Below are 12125 nucleotides of genomic sequence, written 5' to 3'. Positions count from 1 at the left end.
CATGGAAGCGCAAAATATTCGCATCCGGCTGAAGGCCTTTGATCACCGTGTCCTGGACCAGGCCACCGGTGAAATCGCCGATACGGCCAAACGCACCGGCGCACTGGTGCGTGGGCCGATCCCGATGCCGACCCGGATTGAGAAGTTCACCGTACTGCGCGGGCCGCACGTAGATAAAAAGTCCCGTGAGCAGTTCGAAATGCGGACGCACAAGCGTCTACTGGACATCGTTGACCCGACCCCGCAAACCGTCGACGCGCTGATGAAGCTCGACCTTGCGGCCGGTGTCGATGTCGAGATCAAGCTGCAAGGGTAAGGCCATGCGGACAGGTTTGATTGCAAAGAAACTCGGCATGACCCGCGTCTTCAACGACGCCGGGCGTCATGTCCCCGTGACGGTGCTGCAACTGGAAAACTGCCAGGTTGTCGCCCAGCGCACGGTTGAAAAGGACGGCTACACGGCGCTGCAACTGGGCGCCGGAACGGCCAAGGTCAAGCGGGTCAGCGCGGCCGAGCGCGGCCATTTCGCCAAAGCCGAGGTTGAGCCGAAGCGCAAGGTGGCGGAATTCCGTGTGAGCGAAGACGCGCTGGTTGATGTCGGCGCCGAGCTGACGGCGGACCATTTCGTGCCCGGCCAGTATGTCGACGTGGTCGGCACCAGCAAGGGTAAAGGCTTCGCCGGTGGCATGAAGCGCCACAATTTCGGCGGTCTGCGGGCCTCGCACGGTGTGTCCATTTCGCACCGGAGCCATGGTTCCACCGGTCAGTGTCAGGACCCGGGCCGTGTCTTCAAGGGCAAGAAAATGGCCGGTCACATGGGCGATGCCCGCACCACGATCCAGAGCCTGGAAGTGGTCGAGGCACGCACCGAGGAAGGTCTGCTGCTGATCAAGGGCGGTGTACCGGGTGCGAAAGAGACCTATGTGCTGATCGCCGACGCTGTGAAAAAGGCTCTGCCTGACAGCGTGCCCAGCCCGGCGGCCTTCCGCATGCCGGAAAAAGCCGGCGCGCCTGAGCAGGCCGCTGATGACGCTGCTGCCGAGGCAGCCGCCGAAGCCCCGGCTGAGGCTGCGCAGGCCGACGCACCGGCGACTGACGCCGACAAGGGTGAGGAGTAAGTGCCATGAAAGCCGATATTCTCACACTTGACGCGAAAAAAGCCGGCGATATCGAGCTGGACGAGACCATCTTTGGTGTGACGCCGCGCAGTGACATTCTGCACCGGGTTGTCAACTGGCAGCTGGCCAAGCGCCGCGCCGGGACCCATGCGGTCAAGTTCCGCTCCGACATCGCGCGCACCAGCAAGAAGTTCGGTCGCCAGAAAGGCGGCGGCGGTGCCCGTCACGGCTCCCGCCGGTCGAACATCTTTGTCGGCGGCGGCCGCGCCTTTGGCCCGATCCCGCGCGATCACGGTCACGATCTGCCGAAAAAGGTCCGCAAGCTGGGCCTGAAAACGGCGCTGTCGTCCAAGCAGGCCGACGGCAAGCTGGTCGTTGTCGATACGGCTGAACTGAAAGAGGGCAAGACCAAGGAACTGGTCGAAAAGCTCGGCAAGCTGAACCTGACCAACGCGCTGTTCATCGATGGCGCCGAGGTGAACCCGCAGTTCAAGCGGGCCGTTCAGAATGTGCCGAATGTGGATGTGCTGCCGAGCCAGGGCGCCAATGTGTACGACATTCTGCGTCGTGACACGCTGGTGCTGACCAAGGCGGCCGTCGCCCAACTCGAGGAGAGGCTCAAATGACCGCGATCAAGCATTATGACGTGATCAAGGAGCCCGTCATCACCGAGAAGGCGACGCTCGGCTCCGAAAACAACCAGGTGACCTTCAAGGTGGCGATCGACGCCACCAAGCCGGCCATCAAGGATGCAGTGGAAGCCCTGTTTGACGTGAAGGTCAAAAAGGTCAACACCCTGCGTCAGGCCGGAAAGATCAAGCGTTTCCGTGGTGTCACGGGCCGCCGCGCCGAATACAAAAAGGCGATGGTCACGCTTGAAGAGGGTCACAGCATCGACGTGACGACGGGGGTATAGGCCGATGGCACTGAAGCAATATAAACCGGTAACCCCGGCAAGCCGCGGCCTCGTCCTGGTGGACCGCGAAGGTCTGCACAAGGGCAAGCCCGTCAAGGCGCTGACCGAGGGCCTGACCAAGAATGGCGGCCGCAACAATATGGGCCGCATCACGGCGCGTCGTCGCGGCGGCGGCCACAAGCGGTCCTACCGCAAGATCGATTTCAAGCGGACGAAATGGGATATCCCCGCAACCGTCGAGCGCCTGGAATACGATCCGAACCGGACGGCGTTCATCGCCCTCATCAAGTATGAGGATGGTGAGCAGGCCTATATTCTGGCGCCTCAACGTCTGGCACCGGGCGACACGGTGATCGCCGGCGAGCGTGTTGACGTCAAGCCGGGCAACACCATGCCGATGATGAACATGCCGATCGGTACCATTATCCACAATGTGGAGATGAAGCCGGGCAAGGGCGGTCAGATCGCCCGGTCCGCTGGCACATACGCCCAGCTGATCGGCCGTGACCGCGGCTATGCGCAGATCCGCCTGTCTTCCGGTGAGGTTCGCATCGTTCGGGCCGAATGTGTGGCCACCGTTGGCGCGGTGTCCAACCCGGACAACCAGAACGAAAAGCTGGCCAAGGCCGGCCGCAACCGCTGGCTGGGCAAGCGTCCGAGCGTCCGCGGTGTGGCCATGAACCCGGTCGATCACCCGCATGGCGGTGGTGAGGGCCGGACCTCCGGCGGTCGCCACCCGGTGACGCCGTGGGGCAAGCCGACCAAAGGCAAGCGCACCCGGTCCAACAAAGAGACCGACAAGTACATCCTGCGGTCCCGCCACGACCGCAAGAAGCGATAAGGAGGCCTGGAAATGGCACGTTCTGTTTGGAAAGGCCCCTTCGTGGACATGCACCTTGTCAAAAAGGTGGAAGCGGCCCTGGAATCCGGCAAAAGCAATGCGACGATCCAGACCTGGTCCCGTCGTTCGACCATTTTGCCGCAGTTCGTCGGACTGACCTTCAATGTCTATAACGGGCAGAAGTTCATTCCCGTCTATGTGTCGGAAGACATGGTGGGCCACAAGCTTGGTGAATTTTCGCCGACGCGGACCTATTACGGCCACGCGGCGGACAAGAAAGCGAAGAGGAAGTAACCGTGGGTAAGCAAGCAGCGAAACGCCGCTTAAGCGATAATGAGGCGGTTGCCACGGCAACGCTTCTGCGCGGCTCGCCCCAGAAGCTGAATCTGGTGGCCGCCAGCATTCGCGGCATGAAGGTGGAGAAGGCGCTGACCTCCCTCACCTTTAACCGTCGTCGGACGGCGCAGGATGTGCGGAAAGTTCTGCAATCCGCCGTCGCCAACGCCGAAAACAATCACAATCTGGATGTCGACAGTCTTGTCGTGGCCGAGGCCACCGTGGGCAAGGCCCTGACCATGAAACGCTACCGTCCGCGTGCGCGTGGCCGTGTCGGTAAAATTATCAAGCCGTTTAGCCGGCTGCGCATTGTGGTGCGCGAAGTTGAGGAGACTGCGTAATGGGTCAGAAAGTCAGCCCCGTCGGTCTGCGCCTCGGTGTCAACCGCACCTGGGATTCGCGCTGGTACGCCGACCGCGACGCCTATGGCTCTCTGTTGCATGAGGACCTGAAGCTGCGCGAGTTCATCGAAAAGGAGCTGTCGCAAGCCGGCATTTCCAAGGTGGTGATCGAGCGTCCGGCCAAAAAATGCCGCGTGACCGTCTATTCGGCGCGTCCGGGTGTCATCATCGGCAAGAAAGGCGCTGATATCGAAAAACTGCGCCGCAAGCTGGCCGGTATGACCGATGCGGAGGTGAGCCTGAACATCGTCGAGGTGCGCAAGCCCGAAGTCGATGCCAAGCTTATCGCCGAAAACATCGCCCAGCAGCTGGAGCGCCGCGTGGCTTTCCGCCGTGCGATGAAGCGCGCCGTGCAAAGCGCCATGCGTCTCGGCGCCCTCGGTATCCGCATCAACTGCGCCGGTCGTCTCGGCGGGGCGGAAATCGCCCGGACCGAATGGTACCGCGAAGGTCGCGTGCCCTTGCACACCCTGCGCGCCGATATCGATTACGGCACGTCGGAAGCCCACACCGCATACGGCGTTTGCGGTATGAAGGTATGGGTCTTCAAGGGCGAGATCATGGAACACGACCCGACGGCGCATGAGCGCCGGGCCAATGAGGCCCAGCAGTCGGGCGGCCCGTCACGCCGCTAAGGCGCGGGCAGCGAAGCAATAGGAGCGACACGCAATGTTGCAACCGAAACGGACTAAGTTCCGGCGCGCGCACAAGGGCCGTATCCATGGCAATGCCAAGGGCGGCACGGCGCTGAATTTCGGCCAGTTCGGCCTGAAGGCCACCGGTCCCGGCCGTGTGACCGCGCGTCAGATTGAGGCGGCCCGTCGTGCCATGACCCGGCACATGAAGCGGGCAGGGAAAGTATGGATCCGGATTTTCCCGGACGTCCCCGTGTCGTCCAAGCCGACCGAGGTGCGGATGGGTAAAGGTAAGGGCTCGCCTGAATACTGGGCTGCCCGCGTGAAGCCGGGCCGGGTGATGTTCGAGGTTGACGGTGTATCGGAAGAAATCGCACGGGGCGCGTTTGAGCGCGCCGCAGCCAAGCTGCCGATTTCGACCCGCATCGTGACCCGGATGCATTAAGGACGAGCGGAGTAGAGATGATGAAAGCAGCCGAGCTGAGAGCAAAGTCTGCGGACGAACTCCGCGACGAGCTGGTATCGCTGAAGAAGGAGCAGTTCAACCTGCGCTTCCAGGCCGCCAGCGGACAGCTTGAAAACACGGCGCGCGTGCGTGCCGTGCGGCGCGATATCGCGCGTATCAAGACCATCCTCGGCCAGACGGCCGAGGCGTAAGGAGAGCGAACATGCCGAAGCGAATTCTGCAGGGTGTGGTCGTATCGGACAAAACGGATAAAACCGTTGTCGTCCGTGTCGAGCGTCGTTTCAAGCACCCGCTGCTTGACAAGATTGTGCGTCGCTCCAAGAAGTACCACGCTCACGACGAGGTCAACCAGTACAAGGTTGGGGACACAGTCCGTATCGAGGAATGCCGTCCCATCTCGAAACTGAAATCCTGGCGGGTGATCGGCGAGGCGGCCTGACAGGCCAAGACGCCATCCGTCAGTGTGTGACGACAAAGAAGGGTTAACCCCATGATTCAAATGCAAACCAACCTCGACGTGGCCGATAACTCCGGGGCCAAGAGGGTGCAGTGCATTAAGGTCCTTGGTGGATCGAAACGCAAAACAGCCGGAGTCGGGGACATTATCGTTGTCTCCGTCAAGGAAGCGATCCCGCGGGGTCGTGTGAAAAAAGGTGATGTGCACCGCGCCGTGATCGTACGGACGGCCAAGGAAGTGCGCCGTCAGGACGGCACCGCGATCCGTTTCGACCGCAATGCGGCCGTTCTGGTCAACAAAAGCCACGAGCCCATCGGCACGCGGATTTTTGGCCCGGTTGTCCGCGAACTGCGCGCGAAAAAGCACATGAAGATTATCTCGCTTGCTCCGGAGGTGCTCTGATGGCCGCTAAGCTGAAAAAAGGCGACAAGGTTGTCGTTATCGCCGGCCGTGACAAGGGCAAGCGGGGCGAAATCACGCGCGTTGTTCCGGCTGAAGGCCGGGCATTCGTGCAGGGTGTCAACCTGGTCAAGCGCCACACCCGCCCCTCTGCGCAGGGTGCCGGCGGCATTGAGACCAAGGAAGCGCCGATCCAGTTGTCGAACCTGATGATCGAGGACCCCAAGGACGGGGCGCCGAGCCGCGTCGGGTTCAAAATCCAAGACGGTAAGAAGATGCGTTTCGCCAAGAAGTCCGGGGAGATGATTGATGGCTAATGCAATGCCCCGACTGCGCAAGCATTATGAGGATGCTGTCCGTACCTCGCTGAGCGAGCAGTTCGGCTACCAAAACCCGATGCAGGTGCCCAAGCTCGACAAGATCGTGATCAATGTCGGTGTGGGTGAGGCCGTTCAGGACAAGAAGAAGGTCGAAAAAGTGGCGACCGAGATCGGCAAGATCGCCGGTCAGCGCCCCGTGGTCACGCGGGCGCGCAAGTCGATCGCCGGTTTCAAGCTGCGCGAAGGCATGCCCATCGGCGTCAAGGTGACGCTGCGTGCCGAGCGTATGTATGAATTCCTCGACCGTCTGATCACCATTGCGCTGCCGCGTGTGCGGGACTTTCAGGGTGTGAACCCCAAGTCCTTCGATGGTCGCGGCAATTATGCAATGGGCCTGAAAGAGCAAATCGTGTTCCCGGAAATCAACTATGACCAGGTTGATGAAGTGCGGGGCATGGACATCATCATCTGTACCACGGCCGATACCGACGATGAGGCGCGCGCGCTTCTCAGCGGTTTCGACATGCCGTTCAAAAAGTAACGGCAGCCGTCAGGAGGATTGAGATCATGGCTAAGAAAAGCGCCATTGAAAAGAACAAGCGCCGCGAAAAGCTGGTAGCCAAATACGCCGCCAAGCGGGCCGCGCTGAAAGAGAAAATCTACGATAAAAGCCTCGGCGACGACGAGCGCTGGATGGCGGCCCTGCAATTGGCCCAGTTGCCGCGCAATTCCGCCAGGTCCCGTGTGCGCAACCGCTGTGAAGTGTCCGGCCGTCCGCGCGGGTTTTATCGCAAGTTCAAAATGTCCCGGATTGCACTGCGCGAGCTTGGCTCGGCCGGTCGCGTTCCGGGCGTCGTGAAGTCAAGCTGGTAAGGGGATAACGCAATGTCGATGACTGATCCGATCGGCGATATGCTGACCCGTATCCGCAATGGCCTGCAGGCCGGCAAGAATTCCGTCAGTTCGCCTGCGTCCAAAGCCCGTCAGCGTATTCTCGACGTTTTGCAGCGTGAAGGTTACATCCAGGGCTATAGCCGGGTGGAACTGGACAGCAACAAGGCGGAACTGAGCATTGAGCTGAAGTATCACGAAGGATCGCCGGTGATCCGCACCATTTCGCGGGTATCCAAGCCGGGGCGCCGTGTTTACAGCTCCGTGCGCGATCTGCCGCGGGTTCACAACGGTCTTGGAATTTCCATCGTCTCCACGCCGCGCGGCGTGCTGTCCGACGCGGAAGCGCGCGAACAGAATGTGGGCGGCGAAATTCTGTGCACCGTCTTCTAGGAACCGGGTTGGGAAAGGGTAAGACAGATGTCTCGTATCGGTAAAAAACCTGTGGACATTCCATCAGGTGTCACCGTCACCCTGAACGGCACGGACCTGACGGTCAAAGGCCCCAAGGGTGAACTGGCCATGTCGTTCGTTCCGGACGTCACGGTTGAACATGCGGATAACGCGATCACGGTCACGCCGTCGGGCGAGACCAAGCAGGCCAAATCCATGTGGGGGATGCAGCGCACGCTGGTTTCCAACATGATTGAAGGCGTGACGAACGGTTTCTCCCGCAAGCTGGAGATCAACGGCGTCGGCTACCGCGCACAGATGAAGGGCAAGTCCCTGAACCTGCAGCTCGGCTACAGCCATGACATCGATTTCCCGGTGCCGGAAGGCATCAAGATCGAAACGCCGGACCAGACGACGATCGTCATTTCCGGAATCGACAAGCAGAAGGTCGGTCAGACCGCTGCCAAGATCCGTGAATTCCGCAAGCCGGAGCCTTACAAGGGCAAAGGCATCAAGTATGAAGGTGAATATATCTTCCGCAAGGAAGGTAAGAAGAAGTGATGGGTGGCTATTATGGCGTCTAAATCTCTGTTTGAGCGGCGTCGCCTGCGCAATCGCACGCAGCTCCGCAAGCGTGGCGCGGCTCGGCCCCGTCTCTCGGTGCACCGCACCAACCAGCATATGTATGCGCAGATCATCGACGACGTGAAGGGGGCGACGCTTGCCTCCGCGTCCACGCTGGATGAAGGCCTGCGCGGGTCCGCGACCTCGAACATCGAGGCTGCGGCCAAGGTCGGAACACTGATTGCCGAGCGGGCGAAAGCCGCGGGCGTCGATACGGTGGTGTTTGATCGCGGTGGGTTCCTGTACCACGGCCGGGTCAAGGCGCTTGCCGATGCGGCGCGCGATGGCGGCTTGAACTTCTAAGGCTTGAGGAGAAGAACATGGCACGCCCAGAGCGTAACAGCAGATCAGACCGTGGCCGTGAGCAACGGGGCCGCGAGGAAAGCGAACTGGTCGAAAAACTGGTCCACATCAACCGTGTGGCCAAGGTGGTGAAAGGGGGCCGTCGCTTCGGCTTTGCGGCCCTTGTCGTGGTCGGCGACCAGCGCGGCCGCGTCGGTTTCGGCAGCGGTAAGGCCCGCGAGGTTCCGGAAGCGATTCGCAAGGCAACCGAAGCCGCCAAGAAAAGCATGATCCGGATTCCCCTGCGGGAAGGCCGGACCCTGCACCATGACATCCGCGGCCGTCACGGCGCGGGCCGCGTGCTCATCCGCACGGCCCAGGCCGGAACCGGTATCATCGCGGGCGGCCCGATGCGTGCCGTCTTCGAGTGCCTCGGCGTTCAGGATGTGGTGACGAAAAGCCAGGGGTCGTCCAACCCGTATAATATGATCCGGGCGACGCTGGATGCGCTGAGCCGCCAAAACTCGCCGCGCCAGATTGCCGCGAAACGTGGGCTGAAGGTGGCCGATATTGTCGCGCGCCGCGGTGACGTGAAAGCGGCTCCGGCGGCTGAGGCGGTTGATGCCGTGCAAAACGCCGACGCCGCGCCGGCAACTGCGGAGTAAGGTCTGATGGCTGCTGCAAAGAAAAAAACCCTCAAGGTGACGCAGATCGGAAGCCCGATCCGCCGTCAGAAAGACCAGCGTGAGACGCTGATCGGCCTTGGCCTGAACAAGATGCACCGCACGCGGGAACTGGAAGATACCCCCTCAGTGCGCGGCATGATCGACAAGGTGCACCATTTGGTCCGTGTCGAAGACTGAATTGCCTTCGACACCATGACCGGAGAGATGAGATGAAACTCAACGAACTGAAGGATAATGCCGGCGCCCGCAAGGAGCGCATGCGCGTTGGCCGCGGGATCGGGTCCGGCAAGGGCAAGACCGCAGGGTCCGGCCACAAGGGTCAGAAAGCGCGTTCCGGCGTCGCGATCAACGGCTTCGAAGGCGGCCAGATGCCGATCCATATGCGTCTGCCGAAGCGTGGCTTTACCTCGCGCAACAAGAAGGACTATGAGCTGGTCAACACCGGACGCCTGCAAAAGGCGATTGACGCCGGCAAGATTGACGCAGCCAAGCCGATCACGGCGGAAACCCTGACCGATGCCGGTCTCGTCGGCAAGATTGTCGACGGTGTGCGGCTTCTGGCCAAGGGCGATCTGACGGCCAAGGTCGACATCACCGTCACCGGCGCGTCGAAAGCGGCCGTCGAGGCGGTTGAAAAAGCCGGCGGCAAGATCACATTGGCTTAAGCGGGGTTTTTGCGACCCTGTCCGGTTCGGGCTGCGGCCCGGCCCGGTTGTGAAACGCCCGCGCGTTTCATGAATTTCAAGTCGGGCCTCTGCCGGGCCAGCGCCTGCGATAACAACGGCACCCTGTCCGGCATGCCAATCGGTCTGAGAAGGGAGAGCCAATGGCATCCGCCGCGGAACAAATGGCGGCCAATCTGCGCCTGTCGTCTTTCGGCAAGGCGCAAGAGCTGCAAAAGCGGATCTGGTTCGCGCTTGGGGCGCTGATCGTCTATCGACTCTGCACATATATTCCTTTGCCGGGCATCGATGCCCAGGCACTGGCCAACATGTTCGCCAATATGCGCGGCGGCTTCCTCGACATGGTGAACACCTTTTCCGGTGGTGCGTTGCAGCGGATGTCGATCATTTCGCTGAACATCATGCCGTATATCTCGGCCTCCATCATCATGCAGCTGCTGACCTCGATGAACTCGCATCTGGCGCAGTTGAAGAAAGAGGGCGAGCAGGGCCGCAAGAAAATCAACCAGTATACCCGTTACGGCACCGTGCTGCTGACCGTGGTTCAGGGCTACGGCCTTTCCGTCGGGCTGGAAAGCCAGCCGGGCGTGGTGACGGATCCGGGCTGGTTCTTCCGCTTTACCACTGTGGTCACACTGGTTGGCGGGACCATGTTCCTGATGTGGCTGGGCGAGCAGATCACCCAGCGGGGTATCGGCAACGGCATTTCGCTGATTATTTTCGCCGGCATCGTCGCCGAACTGCCGGGCACGCTGGCGCAGGCGTTTGAGCTGAACCGCGCGGGGTCCATGTCGCTGACGGTTCTGCTGGCGCTGCTGATCGGCGCGGCGGGACTGATCTGGTTCATCGTGCTGTGCGAACGCGCCCAGCGCCGGGTGGTGGTGCAGTATCCCAAACGCCAGGTCGGTAACAAGATGTATCAGGGCGATAAGTCTCATCTGCCGCTGAAAATCAATGTGGCCGGGGTGATCCCGCCGATTTTCGCCAGTTCCCTGCTGTTGATGCCGCTCACGGTTGCCGGATTTTATGCCACCGGCGGGCCGGAATGGCTGACCACGGTGACGGCGACGCTGGCACCGGGGCGACCGATTTATATCGCGCTGTATGTGGGGCTGATCGTTTTCTTCTGTTTTTTCTACACGGCCATTGTTTTCAATCCGGAAGAAACGTCGGAAAACCTGAAAAAGCACAGCGGTTTCATCCCCGGTATCCGTCCCGGAAAACGGACGGCGGAATATCTGGACTATGTGTTGACCCGCCTGACGGTGATCGGTTCCGGCTATCTGTCGCTGGTCTGTGCAATTCCGGAGCTTCTGATCGGTCAGGCGGCGCTGCCTTTCTATCTTGGCGGCACCAGCCTGTTGATCGTTGTCAATGTGACGATGGATACGGTATCCCAAATTCACAGCCATCTGATGGCACAGCAATATGAGGGCTTGTTGAAGAAAGCCCGTCTGAAGGGAAGCCGCCGATGATCGTCATTCTGTTCGGCCCGCCGGGTGCGGGTAAGGGAACCCAGGCGCAGAGGCTGGAGCGGGACCGCGGTCTTGTACAGCTGTCCACCGGTGACATGTTGCGCGCCGCGGTCGCCGCCGGAACCGAAATGGGCCTGAAGGCCAAGGAAAAGATGGATGCCGGTGCGCTGGTATCCGACGATATCGTGGTCGGCATCGTGCGGGAGCGGATCCGCGAGGATGACTGCGCCAACGGTTTTCTGCTTGACGGGTTTCCGCGCACCCTTGCCCAGGCCAGGGCGCTGGATACCATGCTGGACGCCAATGATCTTTGCCCCGATGAGATCATCGAGATTGCGGTTGACGATGCCGCGCTTGTTGATCGTATTGCCGGCCGTTATGCCTGTGCAAAATGCGGCGAGGGCTACCACGATACGGCGAAAAAGCCGAAAGTGGCCGGTGTCTGTGATATCTGCGGCAGCACCGATTTCAAGCGCCGCCCTGACGACAACAAGGAAACGGTCGCCAAACGTCTGGCTTCCTACTATGCGGAAACCGGGCCGGCAATCACGCACTACCGTGAAAAAGGTGTGCTGAAACGTGTGGATGGCATGAGCGAGATTGCTTCTGTCGCTGCGGAAATTGACGCGATCTTGGATGCGCGAGGATAAACGCAAAAAAGACGTGTAAAACGGACGATGTTGGGCTTGACCTTGGGGGCTTTATTCATATAATCCCCGGCTTCGACGCGTCCGCTGTTGAATGACGGTTTTTGGACGTAATTTAGGTATTCAGGAGAAACGGTTGTGGCGCGTATTGCAGGCGTTAACATTCCGACCAACAAGCGGGTGGAAGTCGCACTGACCTATATTCATGGGATCGGTTCGACCACCGCAGGCAAAATTTGCGAACGTCTCGGCTTTCCGGCGGAGCGTCGCGTGTCGGAACTTACGGATTCGGAAGTGATCCAGATCCGCGAACTGATTGACAGCGATTTCACGGTTGAGGGCGACCTTCGCCGTGAAGTGGCCATGAACATCAAACGGCTGATGGACCTCAAGACCTATCGCGGTCTGCGTCACCGTAACAAACTGCCGGTCCGTGGCCAGCGCACGCATACCAATGCGCGCACCCGCAAGGGTAAGGCTGTGCCGATCGCCGGCAAGAAGAAGTAAGCAAATACCTTAATCTTGTACTGACAATCTGGGAACACGCCGTTTAGG

24 protein-coding genes are annotated in these 12125 nt (G+C 60.5%); all 24 read left to right on the top strand.

Annotation, left to right across the window (positions count from 1 at the left end):
- The first annotated feature begins 1 nt into the window (after position 1).
- The 24 genes from rpsJ (at position 2) to rpsM (ending at position 12077) form a co-directional block, all read left to right on the top strand.
- Positions 2-316 carry a 30S ribosomal protein S10 gene (gene rpsJ / locus BXY39_RS13830; protein WP_121939474.1) on the top strand — a complete coding sequence of 105 codons (315 nt, stop codon included), beginning with the start codon at positions 2-4 and terminating at the stop codon, positions 314-316.
- Between the two features lie 4 nt (positions 317-320).
- The gene (rplC, locus tag BXY39_RS13825) at positions 321-1118 is read left to right on the top strand and encodes a 50S ribosomal protein L3 (RefSeq protein ID WP_121939473.1); all 798 of its coding nucleotides are present in this window, start codon (positions 321-323) and stop codon (positions 1116-1118) included.
- Between the two features lie 5 nt (positions 1119-1123).
- On the top strand, positions 1124-1744 hold the full coding sequence (rplD, locus tag BXY39_RS13820) for a 50S ribosomal protein L4 (protein ID WP_121939472.1): 621 nt from the start codon (positions 1124-1126) through the stop codon (positions 1742-1744).
- A complete protein-coding gene (locus tag BXY39_RS13815; RefSeq protein ID WP_121939471.1) occupies positions 1741-2034 on the top strand; it encodes a 50S ribosomal protein L23 in 294 nt (97 codons plus the stop codon). The genes rplD and BXY39_RS13815 overlap by 4 nt, the downstream gene beginning before the upstream one ends.
- Positions 2035-2038: 4 nt before the next feature.
- Positions 2039-2875, top strand: a complete 837-nt coding sequence (gene rplB / locus BXY39_RS13810) for a 50S ribosomal protein L2 (protein WP_121939470.1) — start codon at positions 2039-2041, stop codon at positions 2873-2875.
- Positions 2876-2887: 12 nt separating this feature from the next.
- The gene (gene rpsS, locus BXY39_RS13805; protein ID WP_121939469.1) at positions 2888-3169 is read left to right on the top strand and encodes a 30S ribosomal protein S19; all 282 of its coding nucleotides are present in this window, start codon (positions 2888-2890) and stop codon (positions 3167-3169) included.
- 2 nt (positions 3170-3171) lie between these two features.
- Positions 3172-3552 (top strand): 50S ribosomal protein L22, encoded by a 381-nt coding sequence (gene rplV, locus BXY39_RS13800; RefSeq protein ID WP_121939468.1) that lies wholly within the window; start codon positions 3172-3174, stop codon positions 3550-3552.
- The gene (gene rpsC, locus BXY39_RS13795) at positions 3552-4247 is read left to right on the top strand and encodes a 30S ribosomal protein S3 (protein ID WP_121939467.1); all 696 of its coding nucleotides are present in this window, start codon (positions 3552-3554) and stop codon (positions 4245-4247) included. The genes rplV and rpsC overlap by 1 nt, the downstream gene beginning before the upstream one ends.
- Positions 4248-4281: 34 nt before the next feature.
- A complete protein-coding gene (rplP, locus tag BXY39_RS13790) occupies positions 4282-4692 on the top strand; it encodes a 50S ribosomal protein L16 (protein ID WP_121939466.1) in 411 nt (136 codons plus the stop codon).
- Positions 4693-4712: 20 nt separating this feature from the next.
- Positions 4713-4904, top strand: coding sequence for a 50S ribosomal protein L29 (gene rpmC / locus BXY39_RS13785; protein ID WP_121939628.1), 192 nt, complete (start codon positions 4713-4715; stop codon positions 4902-4904).
- A gap of 11 nt (positions 4905-4915) precedes the next feature.
- Positions 4916-5152, top strand: coding sequence for a 30S ribosomal protein S17 (gene rpsQ / locus BXY39_RS13780; protein ID WP_121939465.1), 237 nt, complete (start codon positions 4916-4918; stop codon positions 5150-5152).
- Positions 5153-5203: 51 nt separating this feature from the next.
- Complete coding sequence (rplN, locus tag BXY39_RS13775; RefSeq protein ID WP_121939464.1) at positions 5204-5572, top strand: 50S ribosomal protein L14; 369 nt, start codon at positions 5204-5206, stop codon at positions 5570-5572.
- Positions 5569-5886, top strand: coding sequence for a 50S ribosomal protein L24 (gene rplX, locus BXY39_RS13770; protein WP_342779466.1), 318 nt, complete (start codon positions 5569-5571; stop codon positions 5884-5886). Before rplN ends, rplX begins: the two co-directional genes overlap by 4 nt.
- Positions 5879-6430 (top strand): 50S ribosomal protein L5, encoded by a 552-nt coding sequence (rplE, locus tag BXY39_RS13765; protein ID WP_121939462.1) that lies wholly within the window; start codon positions 5879-5881, stop codon positions 6428-6430. The genes rplX and rplE overlap by 8 nt, the downstream gene beginning before the upstream one ends.
- Before the next feature lie 26 nt (positions 6431-6456).
- Positions 6457-6762, top strand: a complete 306-nt coding sequence (gene rpsN, locus BXY39_RS13760; protein ID WP_121939461.1) for a 30S ribosomal protein S14 — start codon at positions 6457-6459, stop codon at positions 6760-6762.
- Positions 6763-6774: 12 nt separating this feature from the next.
- Positions 6775-7173, top strand: a complete 399-nt coding sequence (gene rpsH, locus BXY39_RS13755; RefSeq protein WP_121939460.1) for a 30S ribosomal protein S8 — start codon at positions 6775-6777, stop codon at positions 7171-7173.
- Positions 7174-7200: 27 nt separating this feature from the next.
- Positions 7201-7734, top strand: a complete 534-nt coding sequence (rplF, locus tag BXY39_RS13750) for a 50S ribosomal protein L6 (protein ID WP_121939459.1) — start codon at positions 7201-7203, stop codon at positions 7732-7734.
- A 12-nt stretch (positions 7735-7746) separates the two neighbouring features.
- Positions 7747-8100 (top strand): 50S ribosomal protein L18, encoded by a 354-nt coding sequence (gene rplR / locus BXY39_RS13745; RefSeq protein ID WP_121939458.1) that lies wholly within the window; start codon positions 7747-7749, stop codon positions 8098-8100.
- A 17-nt stretch (positions 8101-8117) separates the two neighbouring features.
- The gene (gene rpsE, locus BXY39_RS13740; RefSeq protein ID WP_121939457.1) at positions 8118-8744 is read left to right on the top strand and encodes a 30S ribosomal protein S5; all 627 of its coding nucleotides are present in this window, start codon (positions 8118-8120) and stop codon (positions 8742-8744) included.
- A 6-nt stretch (positions 8745-8750) separates the two neighbouring features.
- On the top strand, positions 8751-8942 hold the full coding sequence (gene rpmD, locus BXY39_RS13735; RefSeq protein WP_121939456.1) for a 50S ribosomal protein L30: 192 nt from the start codon (positions 8751-8753) through the stop codon (positions 8940-8942).
- A 32-nt stretch (positions 8943-8974) separates the two neighbouring features.
- Positions 8975-9430, top strand: a complete 456-nt coding sequence (rplO, locus tag BXY39_RS13730; protein WP_121939455.1) for a 50S ribosomal protein L15 — start codon at positions 8975-8977, stop codon at positions 9428-9430.
- A gap of 161 nt (positions 9431-9591) precedes the next feature.
- The gene (gene secY, locus BXY39_RS13725; RefSeq protein WP_121939454.1) at positions 9592-10923 is read left to right on the top strand and encodes a preprotein translocase subunit SecY; all 1332 of its coding nucleotides are present in this window, start codon (positions 9592-9594) and stop codon (positions 10921-10923) included.
- Positions 10920-11573 (top strand): adenylate kinase, encoded by a 654-nt coding sequence (locus BXY39_RS13720; RefSeq protein ID WP_121939453.1) that lies wholly within the window; start codon positions 10920-10922, stop codon positions 11571-11573. Before secY ends, BXY39_RS13720 begins: the two co-directional genes overlap by 4 nt.
- 135 nt (positions 11574-11708) lie before the next feature.
- A complete protein-coding gene (gene rpsM, locus BXY39_RS13715) occupies positions 11709-12077 on the top strand; it encodes a 30S ribosomal protein S13 (protein ID WP_121939452.1) in 369 nt (122 codons plus the stop codon).
- Positions 12078-12125 lie beyond the last annotated feature (48 nt).

Origin of the sequence: Eilatimonas milleporae, assembly GCF_003688555.1 — a bacterium.
Lineage (GTDB): Bacteria > Pseudomonadota > Alphaproteobacteria > Sphingomonadales > Kordiimonadaceae > Eilatimonas > Eilatimonas milleporae.
The sequence above is the reverse complement of the archived record's forward strand: the minus strand, read 5'-3'. Positions and strand labels throughout refer to the sequence as shown.